Source organism: Halosimplex yunnanense, from assembly GCF_054504345.1.
Genome location: NZ_JBTJEL010000029.1, coordinates 1 through 21,637 on the forward strand (window position 1 = coordinate 1; position 21,637 = coordinate 21,637).

At 67.3% G+C, this 21,637-nt stretch carries 24 protein-coding genes; 14 read left to right on the forward strand and 10 right to left on the reverse strand.

What is annotated here, in order from left to right; translation table 11 throughout:
• The 4 genes from AB2U09_RS03480 to AB2U09_RS03495 all read left to right on the forward strand — a co-directional run.
• Positions 1-168 (forward strand): Fe-Mn family superoxide dismutase (locus AB2U09_RS03480; RefSeq protein WP_459191486.1); only part of this gene is annotated, 168 nt, incomplete at its 5' end.
• 127 nt (positions 169-295) lie between these two features.
• A complete protein-coding gene (locus AB2U09_RS03485) occupies positions 296-592 on the forward strand; it encodes a DUF5827 family protein (protein WP_459191303.1) in 297 nt (98 codons plus the stop codon).
• Positions 589-1,392 (forward strand): ATPase, encoded by an 804-nt coding sequence (locus tag AB2U09_RS03490; protein ID WP_459191304.1) that lies wholly within the window; start codon positions 589-591, stop codon positions 1,390-1,392. The genes AB2U09_RS03485 and AB2U09_RS03490 overlap by 4 nt, the downstream gene beginning before the upstream one ends.
• A gap of 497 nt (positions 1,393-1,889) precedes the next feature.
• Positions 1,890-2,417 (forward strand): hypothetical protein, encoded by a 528-nt coding sequence (locus AB2U09_RS03495; protein WP_459191305.1) that lies wholly within the window; start codon positions 1,890-1,892, stop codon positions 2,415-2,417.
• 22 nt (positions 2,418-2,439) lie between these two features.
• Here the strand turns inward: AB2U09_RS03495 and AB2U09_RS03500 are convergent, their stop codons facing one another.
• Positions 2,440-3,015 carry an MBL fold metallo-hydrolase gene (locus AB2U09_RS03500; protein ID WP_459191306.1) on the reverse strand — a complete coding sequence of 192 codons (576 nt, stop codon included), beginning with the start codon at positions 3,013-3,015 and terminating at the stop codon, positions 2,440-2,442.
• 223 nt (positions 3,016-3,238) lie between these two features.
• Here AB2U09_RS03500 and AB2U09_RS03505 point away from each other — a divergent pair, with 223 nt between their 5' ends.
• The 7 genes from AB2U09_RS03505 to AB2U09_RS03535 all read left to right on the forward strand — a co-directional run bounded on the left by AB2U09_RS03505 (position 3,239) and on the right by AB2U09_RS03535 (position 9,430).
• The gene (locus AB2U09_RS03505; RefSeq protein WP_459191307.1) at positions 3,239-3,820 is read left to right on the forward strand and encodes a HalX domain-containing protein; all 582 of its coding nucleotides are present in this window, start codon (positions 3,239-3,241) and stop codon (positions 3,818-3,820) included.
• Positions 3,807-4,493 carry an RAD55 family ATPase gene (locus AB2U09_RS03510; protein ID WP_459191308.1) on the forward strand — a complete coding sequence of 229 codons (687 nt, stop codon included), beginning with the start codon at positions 3,807-3,809 and terminating at the stop codon, positions 4,491-4,493. The genes AB2U09_RS03505 and AB2U09_RS03510 overlap by 14 nt, the downstream gene beginning before the upstream one ends.
• 523 nt (positions 4,494-5,016) lie before the next feature.
• On the forward strand, positions 5,017-8,172 hold the full coding sequence (locus AB2U09_RS03515; protein WP_459191309.1) for an FAD-binding and (Fe-S)-binding domain-containing protein: 3,156 nt from the start codon (positions 5,017-5,019) through the stop codon (positions 8,170-8,172).
• 63 nt (positions 8,173-8,235) lie between these two features.
• Positions 8,236-8,430 carry a cold-shock protein gene (locus AB2U09_RS03520; RefSeq protein WP_006883802.1) on the forward strand — a complete coding sequence of 65 codons (195 nt, stop codon included), beginning with the start codon at positions 8,236-8,238 and terminating at the stop codon, positions 8,428-8,430.
• 2 nt (positions 8,431-8,432) lie between these two features.
• Positions 8,433-8,627: a cold-shock protein gene (locus AB2U09_RS03525; protein WP_123537499.1), complete on the forward strand. Its 195-nt coding sequence runs from the start codon at positions 8,433-8,435 to the stop codon at positions 8,625-8,627.
• Positions 8,628-8,629: 2 nt separating this feature from the next.
• Entirely contained in the window at positions 8,630-8,824 is a 195-nt protein-coding gene (locus tag AB2U09_RS03530) for a cold-shock protein (RefSeq protein WP_123537499.1), read from the forward strand.
• A gap of 192 nt (positions 8,825-9,016) precedes the next feature.
• Positions 9,017-9,430: a DUF5778 family protein gene (locus AB2U09_RS03535; RefSeq protein ID WP_459191310.1), complete on the forward strand. Its 414-nt coding sequence runs from the start codon at positions 9,017-9,019 to the stop codon at positions 9,428-9,430.
• Positions 9,431-9,474: 44 nt separating this feature from the next.
• Here the strand turns inward: AB2U09_RS03535 and AB2U09_RS03540 are convergent, their stop codons facing one another.
• From AB2U09_RS03540 to AB2U09_RS03550, 3 genes are all read right to left on the reverse strand, one after another.
• A complete protein-coding gene (locus AB2U09_RS03540) occupies positions 9,475-9,771 on the reverse strand; it encodes a hypothetical protein (RefSeq protein ID WP_459191311.1) in 297 nt (98 codons plus the stop codon).
• Positions 9,772-9,852: 81 nt separating this feature from the next.
• Positions 9,853-12,039 (reverse strand): ribosome rescue protein RqcH, encoded by a 2,187-nt coding sequence (gene rqcH / locus AB2U09_RS03545; protein ID WP_459191312.1) that lies wholly within the window; start codon positions 12,037-12,039, stop codon positions 9,853-9,855.
• 512 nt (positions 12,040-12,551) lie between these two features.
• Entirely contained in the window at positions 12,552-13,241 is a 690-nt protein-coding gene (locus tag AB2U09_RS03550; protein ID WP_459191313.1) for an MBL fold metallo-hydrolase, read from the reverse strand.
• 159 nt (positions 13,242-13,400) lie between these two features.
• Between AB2U09_RS03550 and AB2U09_RS03555 the strand changes: the two genes are divergently transcribed.
• Positions 13,401-14,294, forward strand: coding sequence for a hypothetical protein (locus AB2U09_RS03555; RefSeq protein WP_459191314.1), 894 nt, complete (start codon positions 13,401-13,403; stop codon positions 14,292-14,294).
• A gap of 33 nt (positions 14,295-14,327) precedes the next feature.
• Here the strand turns inward: AB2U09_RS03555 and AB2U09_RS03560 are convergent, their stop codons facing one another.
• The gene (locus AB2U09_RS03560) at positions 14,328-16,004 is read right to left on the reverse strand and encodes a tRNA uridine(34) 5-carboxymethylaminomethyl modification radical SAM/GNAT enzyme Elp3 (RefSeq protein WP_459191315.1); all 1,677 of its coding nucleotides are present in this window, start codon (positions 16,002-16,004) and stop codon (positions 14,328-14,330) included.
• A 138-nt stretch (positions 16,005-16,142) separates the two neighbouring features.
• Between AB2U09_RS03560 and AB2U09_RS03565 the strand changes: the two genes are divergently transcribed.
• Positions 16,143-16,538 (forward strand): cupin domain-containing protein, encoded by a 396-nt coding sequence (locus AB2U09_RS03565; RefSeq protein ID WP_459191316.1) that lies wholly within the window; start codon positions 16,143-16,145, stop codon positions 16,536-16,538.
• A 3-nt stretch (positions 16,539-16,541) separates the two neighbouring features.
• Here AB2U09_RS03565 and AB2U09_RS03570 read toward each other — a convergent pair whose 3' ends face one another.
• The 5 genes from AB2U09_RS03570 to AB2U09_RS03590 form a co-directional block, all read right to left on the reverse strand.
• Positions 16,542-16,982 (reverse strand): cupin domain-containing protein, encoded by a 441-nt coding sequence (locus AB2U09_RS03570; protein WP_459191487.1) that lies wholly within the window; start codon positions 16,980-16,982, stop codon positions 16,542-16,544.
• A gap of 197 nt (positions 16,983-17,179) precedes the next feature.
• Complete coding sequence (locus AB2U09_RS03575; protein ID WP_459191317.1) at positions 17,180-17,737, reverse strand: hypothetical protein; 558 nt, start codon at positions 17,735-17,737, stop codon at positions 17,180-17,182.
• A gap of 67 nt (positions 17,738-17,804) precedes the next feature.
• Positions 17,805-20,015: a DHH family phosphoesterase gene (locus AB2U09_RS03580; RefSeq protein ID WP_459191318.1), complete on the reverse strand. Its 2,211-nt coding sequence runs from the start codon at positions 20,013-20,015 to the stop codon at positions 17,805-17,807.
• Positions 20,016-20,145: 130 nt separating this feature from the next.
• Positions 20,146-20,409 carry a hypothetical protein gene (locus AB2U09_RS03585; protein ID WP_459191319.1) on the reverse strand — a complete coding sequence of 88 codons (264 nt, stop codon included), beginning with the start codon at positions 20,407-20,409 and terminating at the stop codon, positions 20,146-20,148.
• Positions 20,410-20,482: 73 nt separating this feature from the next.
• Positions 20,483-21,103 carry a YIP1 family protein gene (locus tag AB2U09_RS03590; RefSeq protein ID WP_459191320.1) on the reverse strand — a complete coding sequence of 207 codons (621 nt, stop codon included), beginning with the start codon at positions 21,101-21,103 and terminating at the stop codon, positions 20,483-20,485.
• A 104-nt stretch (positions 21,104-21,207) separates the two neighbouring features.
• Between AB2U09_RS03590 and AB2U09_RS03595 the strand changes: the two genes are divergently transcribed.
• Positions 21,208-21,516, forward strand: coding sequence for a transcription initiation factor IIB family protein (locus AB2U09_RS03595; protein WP_459191321.1), 309 nt, complete (start codon positions 21,208-21,210; stop codon positions 21,514-21,516).
• The last annotated feature ends 121 nt before the right edge of the window (positions 21,517-21,637 follow it).

Here is a 21,637-nt window from a genome sequence, read left to right on the forward strand (position 1 = left end):
GGCGCGCTGTGGGGCGCACACCCCATCCTCGCGCTGGACGTCTGGGAACACTCCTACTACTACGACTACGGCCCCGACCGCGGCAGCTTCATCGACGCCTTCTTCGAAGTCGTCGACTGGGACGAAGTCGCCGACCAGTACCAGACCGCCGTCGGCCACTTCGAGTAACGACGAGTCAGTTCACCACCGACATTTTTTCGCCGCTGACCGACCAGCCGTGGGTCCGCCAGGGCAGGTGGGTGCGCGGCGAGCGTCTTTCGAGGGGTTTAGGCGCGGAGGGAGAGTATCCCGGTCCATGCCACGACCGAAATCGGAGTTCGACGACCTGCGGCCGCTGGAGTTCCGGGAGCCGGCCGAAGTGCTCGACGCCGACGAGATGTACACCATCTACGAGGTGGGCCGCCTGCTGCAGGGGGTCGACCCGGACGCGGAACTGGACATCGAGACGGAGAACGTCCTGCTCGACTGGGCCATCCCGTGGATGATGTCCCACAGCGAGAAGTTCGTCTTCGCCGAGCCCGAGGCCGACAGCGACCCCGGCTACTACGGACTCGCGCCGGGCGTCGACGCCGCCGACACCGCCGAGCAATGAGGCTCCTGGTCGCGGGTGGCGCCCGCGTCGACGCCGGGAAGACGACGTTCTCGACGGGACTGGTCGCGCGGACCGACGCGGTCGGGTTCAAGCCCCGGGCCGGCAACGACTACTGGTTCGACCACGACGACGTCCGCACCGCCACGGCCGACGGGCGCCTCTACGGCAAGGACGCTCGGAAGCTCGCGGCCGCCAGCGCCGCCCCGGTCGAGCCCGAGGATATCAACGCAGTCCACCGGCTCTGGCGGCCGTCGCCCGGCGGTGGGACCGGACTGCTGGGCAAGGAGGACCGCGAGTTCCTCGTCGACCGCCTGGGTGACGAGTACGTCGTCAACGGGACCGTGGAACTCCCCGAGTGGCTTCGCGAGGCGCTGGCGCTTTCCGACGCGCCGCGGGTCTCCTCGGTCGACGCGTTCAACGATCTGATGGCCGAGCGCCACCTGCCCGCCCAGCGCGATCTGCACGTCGACGTCGAGGCCGCCGAGCGGGCGGTCGTCGAGTCCTACGCGGACGTGGCCCGGCCGTTTCGGGAGATCGACCCCGACGCGGTGGCCGTCGTCGAACCGGGACACGTCCGGATCTACGACGGCGAGCGATACGCGAAGGGCTGTGCCGTCGCCAGCGGCGGCCCCGACGCCGGCCAGCTCGAAGAGCGAGTCGGCGACGTGACCGACCTCGTCGACCCGGAGACCGAAGTGCGACTGCCCCCGCTCCCTGCCGAGGCTCGGAGTGACCCGAAGTCGGTCGCCGACGCCTACGACCACGCCTACGACGCCGTCCTCGCGACGGCGTTCGAGTAGCGTGACGGCGTGAGGGTGTCGATTCACGGCACCTCTCTTATCGGTCGATGTAGCGGACAGTGAACGAAATGTGGTGGCGCGCGCTGTCGCGGCGTTCATGCCGCGACAGCATCGTGCGAGGGATGAGCATCGCAGGCCGTAGGCCGAGAAGCACAATCGGTTGGGGAGGCGTGTGGCCGTCTGCGGTACCGTGCGGTCACGGGTGCGGTCCTGGCGGACTGAAAGGGCGAAGCGCGCTCGCGTTCACTTTAGTCGCCTGAGCGGGCACTATCCGCGCGGGCGGTGCGGAGAGCGCGGATATCCCGCGCAGCGACCGCGAGCGCGCCGAGGGCTTTCATCTCCCAGCAGTACCTACTGTCTCTGCGGATCATGCGGTTGTAGCCACTCCTAGCGAGCGCGCCGAGGGCTTTCAACTCTCAGAATATCCTGCGGTTGCAGTCACTACAACTGCTAGCGAGCGTCGTAGCCCATACCCGTCCGCGTCCCCTACTCGATCCGTGGTCAACGCGTTCTGGCTGGACGAGGACCTCAAACAGACCGTCGCCTGGCTCGTCGACAGGCACGTGACCAGCAGCGTCTTCGAGTGTTCGATGGTGCTGACGACGGCGGTGCAGTTGCGCGGCTACGACGATGACCTCTCCTTCACGCACGCCGACAACCCGCTGACACAGTGGGCCGCCAAGTCGTTCGAGAACTGGCAGTACCTGCGGGCGTACACCGACGCCGCTCACGAGGAGTGGCGCTACCGCTGGGACCACACCCCGGAGGAGTCACACGGCTCGTGGGAGCAGGTCGCCGGCCTCGACCTCGATGCGATCCGGGCCCTCGACTGGCCGTCGGACGATCTCACCGACCCGCCGCAACTCACCGGCGAGTGGGCGACGGAGGACTACGTCGACGCCTACCGCTACTACTACGCGAACGACAAACGGCACCTCTTCTCGTGGGCGAAAGACCGCTCCGAACCTCCGTGGATCGACGAGTACACGGTCGAGAGGGCGGACGCGGACGACGAATTCGAGTAACCGAGCGGCGCCGCTCGCCGGTTCAGAACTGTGCGGCCCGGAGCGCGGTCTCGATGTGTTCGTATGGATTTCCGGTGACGCTCTGGCCGTGGCCGGTGTGCATCTCGGTGAGACTCGGCGAGACGGTGTCGCGGACGTACTCGATGCTGTCGATCAGCACCTCGCGGTCGCCCTCGGGCAGGTCGGTCCGGCCGAAGCTCCCGTTGGCGAACACGAGGTCGCCGGCGAAAAGGACCTCCGGCTCGGCGGCGTAGAAACAGAGGTGGTCGTCCTTGTGGCCGGGCGTGTGAAGCGCCGCGTAGCTGTGGTCGCCCAGTTCGACCGATTCGCCGTCGGCGATGGCGTGGTCGACCAGGTCGTGGTCGGGGTCGAACCCCCAGACGTCGCAGTCGAAGGCGTCGGCGAGCGCCGCCGTGTTGCCGACGTGGTCCGGGTGGGTGTGGGTGAGGACGACGGCGTCGAGGGGGGCGTCGCGCTCGCGGACCTCGGCGGCGGCGTCGAACTCGCTGCCCGCGTCGACGAGGACGGTGCGGTCGCCGGTGACGAGGAAGGTGTTGCTGGTGAAGACCTGCTGTCCCTCGGCCACGTTGGTGATCATGGGCCTCGCTTCGCCCGCTGGGCGTTAGAGCGTGTCGTTTCACGGATATCGGACCGGGAGATGTCCGAGTACGAACGCGCGTTCGGGGGATCAGACGGTGGTCCAGTCCGGGGCCGGCGCTCAGGCCGTGAAACTGGCGAAAATCGTGCGTTCTACCCATCACACGGGGACTGCGACCCACAGGGCTATGTGTGATGAACAACAACCACGCCGTAGAGAGCAGATGTCAGGATCGGACACGCCAGTCGTACTCATCGTCGAGGACGAGCCCGACGTCGCCGAGACGTACAACCTCTGGCTCGACGAGGAGTACGAGGTGCGAATGGCCAGGAGTGGGGACGAGGGGCTGGCCCAGCTGGACGACGCGGTGGACGTCGTCCTGCTCGACCGGATGATGCCCGGTCTCTCGGGCGACGAGGTACTAAAGCGGATCCGCGAGCGGGAGCTGGAGTGTCGCGTCGCGATGGTCACGGCGGTCGAGCCGGACTTCGACATCCTCGAGATGGGATTCGACGCGTACCTCTGCAAGCCGATCCGGAGCGAGCAGCTCCACGAGACCGTCGAGAACCTGCTGGAGCGCTCGGCGTACGACGACCTCCTCCAGGAGTACTACTCGCTCGTCGAAAAGCAGGCGACGCTCGAAGCGACCAAGAGCGGCACCGAACTGAATGATAACGACGAGTACGCGCAGTTGCAGGAGCGAATCGAGACCGTCCAGGACGACCTCAGCGAGTCGCTCGGCGGCGTCTCGGGCGACGAGGATTTCATCGCGACGATCCGGGGGTTGAGCGATGGCGAGGAGTAGCGACTCGGAAGCGGCCTACGACCTGACCGACGTGCTGGAGTTCGACGCCCTCGAATCCGTTCGGCCGGGATCGAACATCCTCATCTCCGGGCCGGCGATGAGCGGTAAGGAGGACGTCGCGCTGTCGATGCTCGCCGACGGCGCTCGGGAGGGGCAGGGGTCGCTCGTCGTCACGACCGGCGACCGCGCCGAGGGGGTCCTCGACGGGTTCCTCGACCGCGCCCCGGACGCCGACCCGTCGCTGGTCAGCGTCGTCGACTGCCGCGGGGACGGCAGCCGGCGCGGCGAGGCGACGGCATCGGGCAGTTACGTCTACCACGTCTCCTCGCCGGGCGACCTGACCGGCATCGGCATCGGGATCACCGAGTGCCTGGAGTATCTCCACAACAACGGCGCCGACAGCGGCCGATTCGCCCTGACGTCGCTGTCGACGATGCTCACCTACACCGACCGCAAGACCGTCTTCAAGTTCTGCCACGTCCTCTCCTCGCGGTTCGACTCCGCCGGGTATCTGGGCCTGTTCACCATCGACTCCAGCGCCCACGACGACCAGACGCTGCAGGTCATCAAGCAAGCGTTCGACGGCATGATCGAGATCCGCGATGAAGACGGCCGCCGCGAGGCCCGCGTTCTCGGACTCGCCGGCCAGCCGACCGAGTGGCGCGAGTTCTGACCGCGCCCGGGTTTCGACGCTCTCACGTGTTTCGTCTACCCCCTCCAGCGATTCGTGTCCCACCCAGCAGCGCCGCTCGAATCGTATTGAATCCATTCCAGACTGTGTGATAATCCCAGGTGTTACCAGACGTACTACCGATACTGTTTCCTTAAATTGTCCTTATGGACAACGTTTATCCACAAATCTAGCCAATCAGCAATTGCGACGTTCGGGCGTGCGGACGCCCGGGCGAAAGGCAAACAGTACCGCTCCGGGCGACCGAGCCCGGATCAGGCCGTGACGTATCGTGCGCGAACCAGCCACTGCCAGCCACCGACGCCACACTGCACGCTGTGGTGCTGTCATCGGACGTGCTACTCGGCCCCGAGTAGCCGGATCTCGCATTCTGTTTCGCGCGGGCGGCGACTCCGTCGAGGTCGCTCGCCCCGCACTCGTCTCGAAATCGACCAGCGGTGGCGGGACCGCGACGCCGCCCGGCGAAGGCAGAACTTTAATCGGCGGTGACGCGTAGCTCTCGGCCATGGGAACGAGCGACCGGCCGGAGTCCGACCCCGCGCGGGACCCGCGGGCGGACTACGACTACGCGGCCGACGCGGTGGCGCGACCGGGACTGGTCGCCGACCTCGACGAGCGGGTCGCCGGCGAGGTCAGGTTCGACGACTACTCGCGACAGCTCTACGCGACGGACGCGAGCATCTACGAGGTGACGCCCGTCGGCGTCGTCTACCCGAAATCGACGGCCGACGTGGCCGCCGTCGTCTCCTACTGCGCCCAGCGGTCGATCCCCGTCCTCCCGCGGGGCGGCGGCACCTCGCTTGCCGGGCAGGCCGTCAACGAGGCCGTCGTCCTCGACTTCACGCGACACATGGACGCGGTACTCTCGGTCGACCCCGAGGCGGGGGTGGCGCGGGCCGAGCCGGGCGCGATCCTCGCGGAACTGAACGCCGAACTGGCGCCTCACGGGCTGAAGTTCGCGCCCGACCCCGCGTGGGGCGACAAGTCCGCGCTCGGCGGCGCCATCGGCAACAACTCGACGGGCGCCCACTCGCTGCAGTACGGCAAGACCGACGCCTACGTCGAGGAGTGTGAAGTGGTCCTCGCCGACGGGACCGTCACCCGATTCGGCGAGGTGACGCTCGACGAAATCAGTGACCGTGCGGATCTCGATGGCGACCTGGAGGGGCGCATCTACGCCGAACTGGCCCGGATCGTGGACGAAGAGGTCGAGACCGTCGAGTCGGCCTTCCCCGAACTCAAGCGCAACGTCTCGGGGTACAATCTCGACGCGTGCGTCGCGGAAGCCCGCGAGGTCCTCGACGGCGACCGCGAAACCGTCAACGTCGCGCGACTGCTCGCCGGCAGCGAGGGGACGCTGGGGGTCGTCACCGAGGCGACCGTCTCGCTGGAGCCGGTCCCGAAGACGAAGGGACTGGCGCTTCTGACCTACGACTCGCTGCTCGACGCGCTCGAAGACGTTCAGCCGATCCTCGAACACGACCCGGCGGCCGTCGAGGTGCTCGACGACGTGCTCCTCGACCTCGCCGAGGAGACAGAGGAGTTCGGCGAACTGGTCGACTCCGTGCTCCCTGAGGGGACGGGCTCTGTCCTCCTCGTCGAGTTCTACGCGGAGACCGACGCCGAGGGGAAACAGCGCGTCGCCGACCTGATCGCCGACCGGCTGGGCAACACCGGCGGGACTGGCGACAGCGGCAATGCAGCCGGCGAAGTCGTGACGGAGTTCGATCCCGCCGAGGACGCCGCGGCGACGACCGCCGCGCCGGTCCGGGCGTTCGCCGCTCGCGAGGCCCACGAGGCCGACGAGCGCGCGCGGTTCTGGAAGCTCCGCAAGAGCGGCCTGCCCATCCTGCTCTCGCGGACCACCGACGACAAGCACGGGAGCTTCATCGAGGACACGGCCGTCCCGCCCGAGAACCTCCCCGAGTTCGTCGCGGACTTCCAGACCGTCCTCGACGACCACGACACCTACGCGAGCTTCTACGCCCACGCCGGCCCGGGCTGCCTGCACATCCGGCCGCTGATCAACACGAAGACGACCGCGGGCGTCGAATCGATGGAGTCGCTCGCCGACGACGTGACCGACCTCGTCGTCGAGTACGGCGGGAGCGTCTCCGGCGAACACGGCGACGGCCGCGCGCGGACTCAGTGGAACCGCAAGCTCTACGGCGAGGAGGTCTGGGGCCTCTTCCAGAGACTCAAGGCGACGTTCGACCCGGACTGGCTGCTCAATCCCGGACAGGTCGTCGGCGTCGACTCCGCAGCGGTCGAATCGGGTGAGGCGCCCGACCGCGCCCGCACCGTCGATATGACCGAGAACCTCCGGTTCGATCCCGACTACGAGTTCGACGCGGGGTTCGAGCCGACGCTGGAGTGGGACAACGACAACGGATTCCAGGGGATGGTCGAACTCTGTCACGGCTGCGGCGGCTGTCGCGGCGGGCAGGACGCGACCGGCGGCGTGATGTGTCCGACCTACCGCGCGGCCGACGAGGAGGTCACGGCGACCCGCGGCCGAGCGAACATGCTCCGGCAGGCGATGAGCGGTGACCTCCCTGACGACCCCACCGACGACGAGTTCGTGAGCGAGGTGATGGACCTGTGCATCGGCTGCAAGGGCTGCGCTCGCGACTGTCCGAGCGAGGTCGACATGGCGAAGCTCAAGGCCGAAGTTGAGCACGCCCACCACGAGGAACACGGCCCCTCGCTGCGCGAGCGGCTGTTCGCCAACGTGGACACGCTGAGCGCGCTCGGGAGCGCGACGGCGCCCGTCTCGAACTGGCTCCAGAAGCTGCCCGGCAGCGGCCTCGTCGCCGAGCGCCTGCTCGGGATCGCCCGCGAGCGCACGCTCCCCACCTTCGAGCGGGAGTCGTTCGTCGATTGGTTCGCCGGCAGGGAACCCGCCGTCCCCGAGAACGAGGCCGAAGGGAAGGCGCTGGTCTTCCCGGACACCTACACGAACTACAGTCACCCCGAGGCGGGGAAGGCCGCCGTACGCGTGCTCGAAGCCGCGGGCGTCCACGTGGACGTCCCTGACGACGTGACAGCGAGCGGCCGGGCCGCCCACTCGAAGGGATTCCTCGACGCGGCCCGCGAGCGCGCCCAGCAAAACGTCGAGGCGCTCGCACCCCGGGTGGCCGACGGCTGGGACGTGGTCGTCGTCGAACCGTCGGACGCGGTGATGTTCCAGCACGACTACCGCGACTTGCTGACGGGCGCGGCCGTCGAGACGGTCGCCGCGAACACGTACGGCGTCTGCGAGTACGCCGACCGCAACCGCCTCGACGAGGCCATCGACTTCGACGCACCCGCGGAGACGCTCACCTACCACGGTCACTGCCACCAGAAGGCGACCAAGAAGGACCACCACGCCGTCGGCGTCCTCCGGCGCGCGGGCTACGAGGTGGACGCGCTCGACTCGGGCTGCTGCGGCATGGCGGGCAGTTTCGGCTACGAGGCCGAGCACCACTCGATGAGCAAGGCGATCGGCGAGATTCTCTTCGATCAGGTCGAAGACAGCCCCGGTGAGACCGTCGTCGCCCCGGGTGCGTCCTGCCGGTCGCAACTCGGTGACCGCGACGACGCCGACGGGGACGAACGGCCGCCGCACCCGGTCGAACGGCTCGCTGACGCGCTCGCGGGTTCCCATGGGTGTGGGTAGTGCTATCAAATATCGCGTCAACCCGCCAGACTTTAATAGGGTCATCACCTCTGGCTAGTTGCAATGGCGACCGGTACGGTTGACTTCTTCAACGACACTGGCGGTTACGGTTTCATCGATACTGACGATGCCGACGAGGACGTGTTCTTCCACATGGAGGACATCGGCGGTCCTGACCTCGAGGAGGGGCAGGAGGTCGAATTCGACATCGTTCAGGCAGACAAAGGCCCGCGCGCCGAGAACCTGGAGCGCCTGTAACCATGGCGAAAGGTAAGGTCGACTTCTTCAACGACACTGGCGGCTACGGCTTCATCGACACCGACGACGCGGACGAGGACGTGTTCTTCCACATGGAAGACGTCGGCGGCCCGGACCTCGAAGAGGGTCAGGAAGTGGAGTTCGACATCGAGCAGGCGGACAAGGGTCCGCGTGCGACCAACCTGGAGCGTCTCTAACGATGGCGAAAGGGAAAGTCGACTTCTTCAACGACACGGGCGGCTACGGCTTCATCGATACGGACGATGCCGACGAGGACGTGTTCTTCCACATGGAGGACGTCGGCGGTCCTGACCTCGAGGAGGGGCAGGAAGTCGAGTTCGACATCGAGCAGGCCGACAAAGGCCCGCGCGCGACGAACCTCGAGCGCCTGTAAGGCGACTCGCCGGCGGATTCTGCCGCATCCGCGGCACTGTCCGTTTCGACGGCCAGCGGCTGCGGCGTCAACTCGAGCGTCCCTGAGTTCCATCGGACGCTCGCGAATATATTCGGCGAACAGCCTCGCTCGTCGCAATTTTTACGACAGGAGACCGTGGGACACAAGAGCCAGCGGTTCGACTTACAAGTAATGAGCGACGCCGACGCCGTCGACACGGACCTGCACAAGCGCGCCCAGGCACTTCTCGAACCCGGCGAGATAGAACTCGTCGGCCTGATCGTGCACACGGATATCTCGGGCGACCAGGAGCCGACGCTCCACGAAGCCACCCTCGAGATCGGCAACCACATCGCCGAGCACGCCGGTATCGAGCCGACCGACACGTACGTCTACTCCGGCAACGACGACCCGGAGTTCGGCGTCAACCAGCACCAGGGGCTCACCCTCGACGGCGACGAGTTCATCTGGGAGTGCCAGCAGCTCCTCCGCGAAGGCACCTTCGACGTCGTCTTCTACTACGAGGCGGACGTCGACCAGGACGGGCTCGTCGAGTCAGTCCGCGAAGCCGGCTACGACGCCGTCGGCGTCGAAGCGCGCGAATAATCGACGCGAACTGTTTCTGCCCACGGGCCTAGCGCGCCAGTTTTTTAGGGTAGCTCAGCCAGACAGTTCCAGCAGTAGTCGGCGTGATCCCAGTTGTCCGCCTCGCAGGCCGTACAGACGACGCGCTCGTCCGACGGCGGCGCTCGGTTCGGTGCGCGGTCGGGCCGGTCCCCGGCGTTTTGACCCGTCGGCGATACCGACTGGACCTCCCCGTTCTGGACGCGTGCGACGAGTTCGTCGTGCGCGACGTAGTCGATCAGGCGGAACAGCGCGACGAACGACAGTGCGGGCAGGAGGATGAGTACCAGCAGTCCGAGGAGCATCACCACCTCAGATACCATGGTGAACGTTAGCACCACACGATAAATACGCTTCGGGGAGGAGAACCGGGTTCGACACCGCTCCACTCGTCGCGGGCCCGCTCAGTCGTCGCTCATCCGACTGCCGCCGGGGGGGAGGAACTCCTGGATCTGGTCGGGGCTGGCGACCTTCCGGAGGAACGTGTCGTCGGCGAAGCGCTCCTTGAACTCTCTGTAGAGTCGCTTGGCGATGTCGTTCTGGGCGTAGCGGCCGGGCTCGACGCGGATGGCCGTCTCGGTCGCGGGTTCGATGGCGCTCGGTGGCCCCCCGATGACGCGCGTCTCGGGTTCGCAGGTGATCCCGACGGCGACGCCGACCTCCGTGTTCTCGTAGTAGGTGCGGTCGCCGCGGATGGCGAACCCGCCCTTCTCCAGGAACTCGCCGCTCTCGGGCGTCTTCGACACCTGGTCCGGACTGACCTCGTACACGTCGCCGGCGAACTTGCCGTCCTTCCAGACCGACGAGTACGAGACGGCGAACTGGGCGGCCTCGCGCTTGCTCGACTCCGGGATCTCCACGTCGCCGTCGTAGGACTCGCTGGGGCCGGTGGCCTTGAGGATGGTCGCCGGGCCGCCGTGGGCTTGCGCGTGGAAGAAGCGGTCGCCGCGGTCGAGGTACTTCTTCACGAGGTCCTCGTTGTCCTCGGCGTCGCGGCCGCCGATGACGAGGAACCCGTCGCTGGTGTGGAACCACCGGAAGTCCTCGTACCAGTGCTCGGACTGGCGGACCGGGATCGACGGCTCCGAGAGCCAGTCGACCTCCTCGTCTTCCTCGTCGTCGGATTCGTCCTCGTCGGCGCTACCGCCGACGTCGCCGGCCTCGGCGGCTTCCCACTCGTCGCGGCGTGCTTTGACTTCCTCCAGTTCTGTCCGGGTCTGCGCGATGGCTTCCTCGGCGCCTTCCTTCTTGCCCTCAATGCGTTTGGCTTCCTTGTACAGGCGGTCGGCGTTCTTCTCGACGCCCTCGTTCGCGAGCAGCGTGACGCGCTCGCCGTCGATTTCGACCGTCACCGTTCCCTCGCTCCCGTCCAGTGAAACGACGGCCTCGGCCGCATCGATGCCCTGCTCGGCTCCCTCGGCGAATCGCTCCTCGATGTCGTCCCACGAGTGGTCGGCCGCCCGCGCCTCGCGGATCGTCGAGAGGATGTCGTCGACCAGATCGTAGTTGGCGTACAGCGCCTCGGCGTTCTCCCGCTCGCGCTCGGCCTGGGCCTCGAAGTCCTCGATGGCGCCCTGTTGCTGCTGGATGATCCGCTCGTTTTTCTCGATCTCCGCCTCGAAGTCCGGGCGCTGGCGGCCCCCGCCAGCGTTCTCGCCACCGGCCTCGTCGCCGTCGTCGCCGGCGTACGCGAAGTAGTCGTCGAGCGCCTCGTTGAACGACTCGAAGGGTTCGCCGTAGCGCTGGTCGTACTCCGCCAGCGGGATGGGCGTCACGTCGACTCGCTGGCCGTCGATCTCCCCCTCGTCGTCGGTCGGGTCTTCGGCGTCGGGGTTCGAGAGTTCGTAGTAGACCCGCGGGTCCAGATCGCTGTTGGCCAGCCGGTCGGCGAGCCGACGCAGGGCGTCGTACAGCGCCCGCAGTTGCTCGTCGGTCGCCTCCTCGATTGGGACGTTGTAGTCGACGCCAGCGAGCGTGCATAGTTCCTCGCCGTAGAGCCCGCCGAAGTTGAGCTGCGTCGCCAGCGTCCGCACCAGGTCGGAGTCGGAATCGCGCATCCGCGCCGCGAAGGCGTCGTAGTCGACGCCAAGCGGGTTGAACCGCGCGCTCGGGAACTCGTACTGGCTCCCCGGCGCGACGGTCCGCGACTTCAGCCGCACGGTTTCGAGACAGTCGATTACCTCGCCCGTCCCGTCCAAAATGGCGACGTTCCCGTCGCCGAACAGCTCGGCGACGACCCGTGTCGTCTCCTCGTCCCGTTCGAAAGTCAGCTCCAGAATCCGGTCGAACTCGTACTGGGAGACGTCGACCAGTTCGGCGCCCTGCATCCGGTTGCGCAGCATCATCGCAAAGTTCGGCGGCCGCTCGGGCGCCTCGGGAACGTGGTCCGGTTCCGCGACGTTCACCCGCTTGTTCTCGCCGACTTCGACGAGCAACTCCGTGCGACCCCGGTCGTAGTGGCGCATCCGAAACCGCAGCAGGTCGGCGTCGGGATAGAGATACACCTTGCCGACGCCCGCCCCCTCGTAGGCCGACAGCTCGCCTTCCAGCGCCGCGAGGTCGACGCTCGTTAGCTCCCGCTTTCTGTCCATATCCCAACGTCCGCCCTCGGGAGCAAAGGCCTGTCGCACCACCTTTTTGGCGAAGGGGTGGGCGCGGTTTGCCCACCCCTTCGCCAAAAAGGTGGGGCAAAAAGGCCGAACTCGCGCTCCGCGCGAGTTCGGTGAACCGGCGCCGCAGGCGCCGGATGCTTACAGCAGGGGATCAACTGAACCGCTGTGGCGCGCGCTGTCGCGCGCTTTCATGCGCGCGACCGTAGTCGTGCGAGGGATGAGCGAGCCAACGGCGAGCGAATCGGCTGGGGAGGCGTGTGGCTGTTCGCAGTGCTGTGTAGCTTTGCTGTTCCTGGTGGACTGAAAGGGCGAGGCGGGCTCGCGTTTATACAGTCGTCTGAGCGACCCCTACCCGAGTGTAACGAGGGTATGTCGCTCAGCGACCGCGAGCGTGCCGAGGGCTTTCAACTCCCAGTGTACGCTGCGGTCACGGCGGACCCTGCGGTTGCGGTCACTCATAGCGAGCACGACGTAGATATTCAACTACCAACTCACAGTCGAGCAGCACACTCCAGCAACTTGGTCCGGCCGTCCCGGATCAGTGGTGTTCCGTGGGCGACTGCGGCGATTTCGAAGGGAGGGATCCGCTCTGACAGTCGGCGGATGCTGTCGTCGATCTGGCGCATGTCGTAGGAGTCGAACCAGATCGGCGGCGTGAGCCGGCCCTCGCTCTCCCAGACGAGGTCGCCGAGGAACGCGACGCCGGAGTCGTGGACGAAGACGGTGTGGCCGGGGTTATGTCCGGGCGTGTGAAACGCCGTGAATCGGCCGATCTCCTCGCCGTCCTCGACGCCGCGGAGGTCCATGTGACTCGGGAGCGGGAACAGCCGGCGGACCGCCCGGTGGAACAGTCCCTTGTGGTGGACGAGCTTCGGGTGTTGCTCCCGGCGAACCATCGCGAGGTCGTCCGCGCCGATGTAGACGGGGCCATCGAACGATTCGTCGAGCGCCCGCAGCCCGCCGGTGTGGTCCAGATCGTAGTGGGTCAGGAAGACCCGGTCGATGTCTGCGACCTCGTAGCCGATGTCGTTCAGTTCCGACCCGAGCGACGGGCGGTTCCAGAACAGCCCCGGGTCGATCAGCGTGACCGTGCCGTCGTCGACGAGGTAGCCGTTGGTCGCGAACGGCGGGAACAGTCCGAGATCCAGCATCCACACCCCGTCCGCGAGTTCCGTCGGCATGTACACCCACAGTAGTCGATCGAGCGGGAAAACGGTACTGGCCCCGGTGGGTTCGGTGACCGCACTCACTGCGGGACCTGAAGGCCATTCGCTCGCCGAAGGTCAAACTCCGATTTGGGCATGCACAAGACATTCATACAGTAACTGCGACGATCCGATATGAGACGGAAGACGGTCTTCGCGATCGTGCTCCTCGGGCTCCTCGCGGGACTGAGTGGGTGTTCGGCGAACGGGTCGCTCTCCATGAACCCCGTCAACGACACCGAACTCGCCGAGGAAGCGAGCCACCCCGCGCCCACCGACACGTCGGCAGACGGCGACGACGCGCTGATACGGAACGCCATCGAGAACGGTACCGCCACGGTGGCTGACGACGACCCGCCGGTCGACCAGCAACTCCCCTTCCGCCACGACGGGCGGTTCTACGCGCTCGAATACACCGAAAACGGGACCGAACCGGGTTACGACGTCGAGATCCGGATCGATCTCAACGCCTCGTCGGTCGACGGCACTGTCGTCGACTACGAGGAGTTGCCGGCCGTCGACAGGGCGACGCTGGAGTCCTCGCTCTCGTTCAACCACTCCGACGCGATCCTCGAACCGGGGTACGACATCGGGGCTGGAGCCACCTACACCGAGGCCGACGTCGAGTCGTCGGTGTTGGTCCGGATACAGGAGTACGACGCGGTCAGATACGAGGGGAAGGTCTACCCCATCGACGCGAACACGGAACAGGAGACGCTGACCGTCTACCGCTACGAGGCGCGGGAGGTGGCCGAGAGCCACGGAGCCTACGCGGCGTCGCTCCGCGAGCGCTACGAGTTCGAACTGACCAACCTCTCGCAGGACGAACGGGATATCGTCGACGAGTCCATCGACGACACCTACTGGGTGGAGGACGGCGACAACGAGGCGTTCGACTCGCTGGTCGACCGCTTCCGTGACCACGAGGCCGTCGAGGAGACTGACCACGACGGATCCTACGTCGTCCGGTACGACGGTGACCTCTACTGGACCGAAGTCGACTACGGGAGTTACGCGGGCGAGGAGTAGCTGAGAGCGGCGAGCCGGTCCGGCACGTTCCGATTACAACCGCTTGCTCACGTACGGGCCGTCCTGCCGATAGCCGAGCTTCTCGCGGTAGTACTGCCGGACGCCGATACCCGAGAGGACGGCAAGCTTGCCGTAGCCCGCGTCGGCGGCCAGCCGCTCGGCCTCGTGGAGGAGTCGCTTGCCGTAGCCGCGGTGCTGGTGGCCGTCGTCGTCGGCCGACTTCCCGACGCCGACCTCGCTCCCGTAGACGTGGAGTTCTCGGACGACGGCGGCGCCGTCCAGTTCGCGGCGGACCGGATCGTTCGGGAACCGCAGTCGGCAGAAGCCGACGAGGACGTCCTTCTCGCGGTCCTCGAAGCTGATGAAGTGTTCCGTGCCGCCGGCGACCTCGTACACCTGCGTGTCGAGGGTGATCTCCTCGGGCGTCTCGTCGTGGTGGCCGACCTCGCGACAGCGGATGCAGTCGCAGGTCCAGCCGTGCTCGTCCATGCGCTTTCGGGCCAGCTGGCGGAGATTGGACTTCCAGACGCCGCCCTCGATGAAGTCCGCGGGGATGTCCCGCTGGACGCGCTGGAGGCGCGTGTACTCGGGGATCATCGACTTGATCTCCGCGACGAGTTCGGCGGCCTCGTCGTTGTCGAGCGGCTCGAACTCCTCGTTGCGCCACCAGTCGTAGGTGACGGTCCCTTCGACGACGAGCGTCGGGTAAATCTTCAGGAAGTCAGGCCGCCAGTCGGTGTTCTCGAAGATGCGCCGGAAGTCTTCGAGGCACATCTCCTTGGACATCCCGGGCTGGCCGGGCATCATGTGGAAGCCGACCTTGAATCCCGAGTCACGCAGCCGGCGGTTGGCGTCGATGGCGTCCTGCGTGCCGTGGCCGCGGTGCATCTCCCGATTGATTCGCTCGAAGGTGGTCTGGACGCCCACTTCGACCTTCGTCGCGCCGAGGTCGAGCATCCGGTCGATCTGCTCGGGGTCACACCAGTCGGGCTTGGTCTCGAACGTGGTGGCGACGTTGCGCACGTCGGCCGTCTCGTTCTCGGCGATCACGTCCTCGACGTAGCTGAAGTCGTACGCCTCGGGGTCCTGCGCGAAGCTCTCGTCCTCTGCGGGCTCGGGCGTCCCCTCGGGGTCGTACTCGTTCATCGCCTCTAAGGCGCGCTTGACGAACCACTCCTGGTAGTCGTGGCTCCGGGCGGTCATCGTCCCGCCCATCAGGATGAGTTCGACCTTGTCGACGGGGTGACCGATCTGCCGGAGCTGTTCGAGCCGCAGGCGCACCTGTCCGTACGGGTCGTAGTCGTTCTGCACGCCGCGGGCCGCCGCCGGCTCGTGGCCGGTGTACGACTGCGAGGAGGAGAACTCCGAGTCCGGGCCGCCGGGACAGTAGAGGCACTTCCCGTGCGGACAGCGCTCGGGCGAGGTCATGATCGCCACCGGTGAGACGCCCGAAGCGGTCCGGACGGGCTTGCGCTGGAGGACCTCTTCGAGTTCCTCGCGGCGCTCCTCGGGGCCGAAGTCGATCAGATCGGAGTTGCGCGGGACCTTCGGCGAGGAGTACTTCCCGCAGACCTCCTTTTTGGCCGTCTCCACGTCGTCTTTCTCGATCTCGCCGGCGAGGATGCGGTCGACCAGCTCCCGACAGGCCTCAAGGAAGGCCTCGGGCTCGTCGGGCTCGGCCTCTGTCGCGTCCGGCGTCTCGGTGCTCATCGCGTTGTGTGTTTTCGTCGCCTGCCGCGAATAAGCGTGTCGCTACCGTGTAGGAGCGTTCAGCCCGATACCGGTCGCTGCCCGCAGACGAACACGTTCGGGACCACTCGCATTCGGTCGCCGGTCGTCAGTTCAGGTATGCCAGCGACGGACTTCGACGCCGAGCGGGAGTACGACGACGACCAGTTCTCGGCGCAGGGGATCTTCAAGAGCGACCACATGAAGGTGGTCTGCGGGTACTTCGAGCCGGGACAGTTCATCCCCGTCCACGCGCCTGGGAGCGACGTTGCCATCCACGTCCGCGAGGGGACCGGCGTCGTCCGCGAGGGCGACACGGACCACGAGGTGGTACCCGGCGACGTGGTAGTCGTCCCCGCCGACGTGGACCGCGGGATCAGAGCCGACGAGGACGGCCGGCTGGAGGCACTGCTCGTGACTGCGCCGCCGCCGACCGACGCCGAACACGACCCTGTTCGCGAAGGGCTTCGTCGCGGCGTCTTCGATCCGAAGGCGGAGCCGGCTGCGGACGACTGACCGTTACTCGTCCCAGTAGTCGACTTCGGCGTCCAGATCGACCGTCTTCGAGATGTACCGGTCGTCGTAGTTCCCCGGCGCGCCGCCCGCGAACAGCATCGCCGCGTCGCGCTCGACCAGCACCGACAGGTCCGGCTCGTTCATCGTCGAGATCACGAGGAAACGCGCGGTCTCGTCGCCCCGCGCTTCGACCTCGTGGGCGTGGTCAGGCCCGCTCGGGAGCGCGACGTAGTCGCCGGGTTCGAGCGCGTGTTCGGTCTCCCCGGTACTGCCCGCTCCGGCATCGGCCGCTTCGTCGCTGCCGAGCCACAGCGTCAACTCGCCGCCGAGGACGTAGATGGCTTCCTCGTTGCCGGCGTGGTAGTGCCGGGGCCACGTCCGCTTGCCGGGTTCGAGTTCGTAGAGACTGGTCCCCAGTTCCTCGCCGCCGGCCGCGACACCCAGTTGCTTGCGGCGGAACTGTCTGTCGCCGTGGTCGTACTCGTCTCAGTCGAGGTCCGACGCTGTGACAAGGGGATCGCCGTGTCGGTCGCTATCGGGTTCGTCTGCCATATCGACGGGACGTCCAGCGAGTGGAAAAGTCCACGTGCCGGTCGTTTCGCGACTCCGTTCGGCGGTGACCGCGAGACCGCCCGCCGCGGTCACTCTACGGTCACCGAACAGGCGACCATCGTGCTGCTTTCGACGTACTGCACGTCCCCGGTCGGTGCGACGCGGACCTGCGTGGTGTGACTGTTACAGTCGAACCTGTCGGCGGGGATCCGAAACTCGTGGCGGGCGCGGTCGGCGGCCTGAATCTGGACCGTGTACGTGTCCGCTTCGAACAGGCGGACGCTGTGATGGGCGTTCGGTGGCAACTCGACGGTCTTCGCGAGTGCCTGACCCAGCGACGCGCCGAACACGCTCACCGTGATAGACCGCGCCTCGTCGGCGTCGTTCCAGACGAGGACGTACCACGGGAGACTCGCGTCGGCGTCGGTCGCCGCCGCTTTCGACCCGACCGCCGACCCACCCGTCGACTCCGACTCCGTGTGGTCGAACTCGAACGACTGCTGGATGGCTTTCCGGGCCGGCTTCGGCGTCAGCTCCGAGGACGAGTCTCTCGGCTCGGCCGTATCGGTGGTCCCGACGGCGTCCGAGCAACCCGAGAGGGCGAGTGCCGCGGTAGGGAGGGCGGCGAGGACCGTTCTGCGTCGCATATGTGGAGGTATTACTATCGCTACAAGTGTCTTGTGTCAGACGGCGGAAGAAACGACGGACGGCCGTTCAGGCGACTTCGTCGGCGACGACGTCGATGACCGTGTCGAGGACAGCCGAGCGCTCGCCGGCGATGTACTCCAGTTTGCCGTCGCGGGCCGAGGTCGCGGTCAGCCCGGCGTTGGGTACCCACTCGCGGGCGCGGTCGGCGACGTCGCGCACGTCGATGGGGTAGTCGCTGCGGATGTGGAGTTCGTCGTCGGAGACGCCGACGACCGCGGCCGCGTCGTCGCGGTGGCGGCGGTGGAGTTCGTCGAGCAGCAGTTCCGTCGGCGGGAACTCGTAGCGGTGCGTGAACGCGTCCGTGTCGAGCACCGCGACGTCCGTCCCGTCGACGGTCTCGGTGTCGAGGTTGGCCTCCGCGGTCTCGATCTCTGCGTCGAGCTTCTCGCGGAACTGCGTGCTGACGTGGCCCGCGAGGCCGCCGGGGCCCTCGCCCTCGCCGAACAGCAGGTCGGTGATCAGCTCGCGCTTGTCCTCGTAGGACTGGTAGAACGCCTCCAGCGCGACCGCCTCGCGGACCTCGCGGACCGCGTCGGCGTCGTAGCCCGCGTCGTTCGCGGCTTCGGCGTAGGCCTCGGGCGTGTCCTCCCAGAAGCTCACGGCCGGGAGGTGTCGCAGGTCGTCGCGGACGTCGTCGTTGACGTGCGCGGCGACGTTGGCGGCCAGCGTCGTCGAGGTGGTGTCGGCGACGTCGCTGGCCTCGGGCGTGACGAGCGCGCCGACGGTCTCGGCGACCTCGGGGTCGGCCTGGATGTCGTCGACGAGCGCGCGGTTCGCGCCGTACAGGTCGAGCAACTCGAAACCGTCGAGCGACTCGCGGGTGGCGCCGGCGGCGACGAAGACGAACAGCGGGAGCTTCTCGTCGTGGCGCTCGCGCGCTTCGAGCATCCGCGTCACGTCCTTCGTCGCGTCGTCCATGTCGTAGACGCCGCCCTCCAGCGGTCGGCGGTCGAAGTAGTGATAGACCGCGTCGTGCTGGTCGTGCTGCTCGCGCACGAGCGGGAGCGTCGCCCGCTCCAGTGCAACACCGGCGACGTAGCCGTCCGCGGTCGCGCTGTGGCGAACCACGACCGGCCGCTCTTCGAGGACCGCTTTCCGGACGGCCGTCGCGACCTCGCGGACGTCGGCGGTCAGCCCGGCGACGACCTCGTCGTCGGCGATGGGGTCGACCGTCTCGGGCTCGGCCTGCGAACGCAGCGCGCTGTCCAGTCGGTCCTCGACGGTCTGGCGCTCGTCGCCTTCCAGTTTGACGAGCGCCTCGGTCTCGACCTGCAGTTCGCCGCGTCGTTCACGGACCTCCCCGTCCAGTCGGACTACGTCGTCGCCGCCGATCTCGGGGTAGGCGCGGACGCCCGCTTCCTTGAACGCGGCGCACTCGACGCTGTCCGTCTCGTCGCGGACTTCGAAGACCGTCGGGCCGCTGGTCTGGCGCGCGCTCTCGACGACGCCTTCGAGGCGGACCGTCTCGCCGACGCGGTCCGACAGCGTCTCGATGGCGACGTGCGTCGGCTCCTCGGCGGTCGCGCCGGCGCTGGAACCGCTGCTCGCGGCGGTCGCCCCACCGTCGCTGTCGCCGCCGGATCCGGCGTCGGTCCCGGCGGTCGAGGCCGTGGACTCCGTGGACGCCGTCGCCGTCCGCTCGGCGGACTGGTCGGCGCTCGCGTCCGCGTCGCTCTCCTCGTGACCTGCGGTCTCGGTGCCGCTCTCGTCGCGGCTCGCAGACCCGGCGTCGCTGGTTACCTCGGCGTCGGTCTCGTCGCCGGACTGTTCGTCCTCGGACGCGTCGGCAGCCGAATCGTCGCCGGCTGCCGCGTCTTCATTTCCCGATTCGTCCTCTTTGAGATACGGTGCGCCGTTCTCGGGGTCGTCGACGAGCGTGCCGCGGAACTCCGCTTCGGACTGGCGGATGGACCAGCCGAGGTCGATGTTCCCGTTGTCACGCACCTGCTGGACCTGCACGAAGACGGTGTCGCCGGGCTCCCACTCGAGACTCTCCAGTCGTCGGTCGAGCTCGCTTCGGTGGAGCAGTCCGGTGACGCTGTCGCCGATGTCGACGAACACGCCGAACTCGGCGTAGCCGTCGACCGTCCCGCGGTAGTAGCGATCGACCGTCAGCTGGTCGGGCTGGTTGCCCCGGAACTCGAAGACGACGTCTTCCTCGTGAAGGTCGCAGATGCGACCGTCGACAGACTTTCCGCAGATGATACACGAACCCATTGGCAGGAAGAAACGGCCCGACCCTAAAACGGTTGTCGAAACGCGCTCGCTATCGATTCGGGCCCCGGACGGGCGCCTCGATACCGTGAACCGACCGATATCTCCGGATCCGTGCTATTCGCCCCCGCACTCACTCGAAAACCGCGCTATCGTCTTCGAGCACTTCGATACCGCGCGCGACTTCCCGGGCTTGCTCCGGGAACAGCGCCACCTCGACCTCGTTACCGTCCTCGTCCTCGAAGGCGAGTTTGACCCGTTTGTCACCGAACTCCCGGACGTCGACGCCCTCGACGTCGTAGAGTTTCGCCGTCGCGTCCTTGTTCGAAGGACCGACGTGCTTGATCGCACCGTCCTTCAACTCGAACATGAAATCGTCCAGATCGAGGCTGAGCATACCTCCGATCCAGCCGGCGCGCGCTTAAACTGCCATGGTCCGCCCGACCGCACCGGACAGCGCCGACGGCGATTCAAAAGAGGAACGCGAGCACGTTCGCCCAGGCCAACCCGGTTAACTCAGAGAGCGCCGCGAATCCCCGGAAACCGTACCCGAAGACGAGCGCGGCGGGGATCGCCGCGAGCGCGCAGGCCCTCGGGAGCGAGACGTTGTGGACGTCGCTTATTCCGACGGCGAGCAGGACGCTCCCGTAGGCGGTGGCGGCCACGCGCACGCCCGGGTAGGGGAGGCCCGCGAAGACGCAGGGCGCCGTCGCGTAGGCGATCACTTGCACCGTCTCGCTGACGCCCGCGCGGTCCGGTGCGGTCGGAACCAGGATCAGCGTCTGGAGCGCCGCCGTCAGGTGCAGCGCCGCCGGCGCCACGAAGACCACCGCGAGCGCGAGCACCAGCGCGGTCGATACCAGCGGCCGTCCGTCGAAGACCGGGTACGACGCCGCACCGGTGAGCACCCGCGTCAGTTCCTCGACGAGCACGACCGTCCCCGCGAACACCAGCCCCGGCGCCTGATCGCCCGGCGCGACGCCCGACCGGAAGACCCGGCGTGGCCGCACGAGCACCTCCGCCCACGCGCGAGCGAGTGCACTCGGCCCCCGGTCGCGCCCCCCCGTCGGGTTCTCGACCCACTGTGTCACGACCCGAGTTTCGGCCGGTGCGCTCAAGGCCGTTGCGGGTTCGACCCGTTGGCGGTCGCCACCCCGTCGTGGATTTAAGTACGCGGAACGGCTACGGAGGATCGATGTACAGCGCCCGCGACCAGGTCGAGAACGCCGAGTGGCTCGACGAGATCGAGGCGATCGCCGAGCGACTCGACCTCGACCACGCGGTCCGCTCGCGTGCGGCCGACCTCTTTCTCTCGAACGTCCCCGAGACCGACCGCTCGAAGCGGGCGGTGATGGCGGCCAGCCTCTACGTCGCTGGGCTGGTCGAGGGCGACCGCCGGAGCCAGAAGGCCATCGCCGACGCCGCCGAGGTGTCGAGACTCACGATACAGCAGCGCTGGAAGGACATTCTCGAAGGCGAAGGGCTGGACGCGCCGGGCTGGTAGGTTCGCAACGCCAGCAGAAACGGCAGCGAAACCTCAGGCGTCGTCGGATTCGGCGTCGGACGACCCGGCGTCAGTCGGACCGGACGCCGACGCCGCGGTGGCGGTGTCGACGTCGGCCTCG

Excerpts from the sequence above, each read along its gene's own strand:
- AB2U09_RS03490 (WP_459191304.1), top strand. The coding sequence starts at position 589 with ATGAGGCTCCTGGTCGCGGGTGGCGCCCGCGTCGACGCCGGGAAGACG.
- AB2U09_RS03515 (WP_459191309.1), top strand. The coding sequence starts at position 5,017 with ATGGGAACGAGCGACCGGCCGGAGTCCGACCCCGCGCGGGACCCGCGG.
- AB2U09_RS03565 (WP_459191316.1), top strand. The coding sequence starts at position 16,143 with ATGCCAGCGACGGACTTCGACGCCGAGCGGGAGTACGACGACGACCAG.
- AB2U09_RS03525 (WP_123537499.1), top strand. The coding sequence starts at position 8,433 with ATGGCGAAAGGTAAGGTCGACTTCTTCAACGACACTGGCGGCTACGGC.
- rqcH (WP_459191312.1), bottom strand. The coding sequence starts at position 12,039 with ATGGACAGAAAGCGGGAGCTAACGAGCGTCGACCTCGCGGCGCTGGAA.
- AB2U09_RS03560 (WP_459191315.1), bottom strand. The coding sequence starts at position 16,004 with ATGAGCACCGAGACGCCGGACGCGACAGAGGCCGAGCCCGACGAGCCC.
- AB2U09_RS03535 (WP_459191310.1), top strand. The coding sequence starts at position 9,017 with ATGAGCGACGCCGACGCCGTCGACACGGACCTGCACAAGCGCGCCCAG.
- AB2U09_RS03505 (WP_459191307.1), top strand. The coding sequence starts at position 3,239 with ATGTCAGGATCGGACACGCCAGTCGTACTCATCGTCGAGGACGAGCCC.
- AB2U09_RS03555 (WP_459191314.1), top strand. The coding sequence starts at position 13,401 with ATGAGACGGAAGACGGTCTTCGCGATCGTGCTCCTCGGGCTCCTCGCG.
- AB2U09_RS03520 (WP_006883802.1), top strand. The coding sequence starts at position 8,236 with ATGGCGACCGGTACGGTTGACTTCTTCAACGACACTGGCGGTTACGGT.
- AB2U09_RS03485 (WP_459191303.1), top strand. The coding sequence starts at position 296 with ATGCCACGACCGAAATCGGAGTTCGACGACCTGCGGCCGCTGGAGTTC.
- AB2U09_RS03540 (WP_459191311.1), bottom strand. The coding sequence starts at position 9,771 with ATGGTATCTGAGGTGGTGATGCTCCTCGGACTGCTGGTACTCATCCTC.
- AB2U09_RS03510 (WP_459191308.1), top strand. The coding sequence starts at position 3,807 with ATGGCGAGGAGTAGCGACTCGGAAGCGGCCTACGACCTGACCGACGTG.
- AB2U09_RS03585 (WP_459191319.1), bottom strand. The coding sequence starts at position 20,409 with ATGCTCAGCCTCGATCTGGACGATTTCATGTTCGAGTTGAAGGACGGT.
- AB2U09_RS03530 (WP_123537499.1), top strand. The coding sequence starts at position 8,630 with ATGGCGAAAGGGAAAGTCGACTTCTTCAACGACACGGGCGGCTACGGC.
- AB2U09_RS03550 (WP_459191313.1), bottom strand. The coding sequence starts at position 13,241 with ATGCCGACGGAACTCGCGGACGGGGTGTGGATGCTGGATCTCGGACTG.
- AB2U09_RS03595 (WP_459191321.1), top strand. The coding sequence starts at position 21,208 with ATGTACAGCGCCCGCGACCAGGTCGAGAACGCCGAGTGGCTCGACGAG.
- AB2U09_RS03580 (WP_459191318.1), bottom strand. The coding sequence starts at position 20,015 with ATGGGTTCGTGTATCATCTGCGGAAAGTCTGTCGACGGTCGCATCTGC.
- AB2U09_RS03575 (WP_459191317.1), bottom strand. The coding sequence starts at position 17,737 with ATGCGACGCAGAACGGTCCTCGCCGCCCTCCCTACCGCGGCACTCGCC.
- AB2U09_RS03500 (WP_459191306.1), bottom strand. The coding sequence starts at position 3,015 with ATGATCACCAACGTGGCCGAGGGACAGCAGGTCTTCACCAGCAACACC.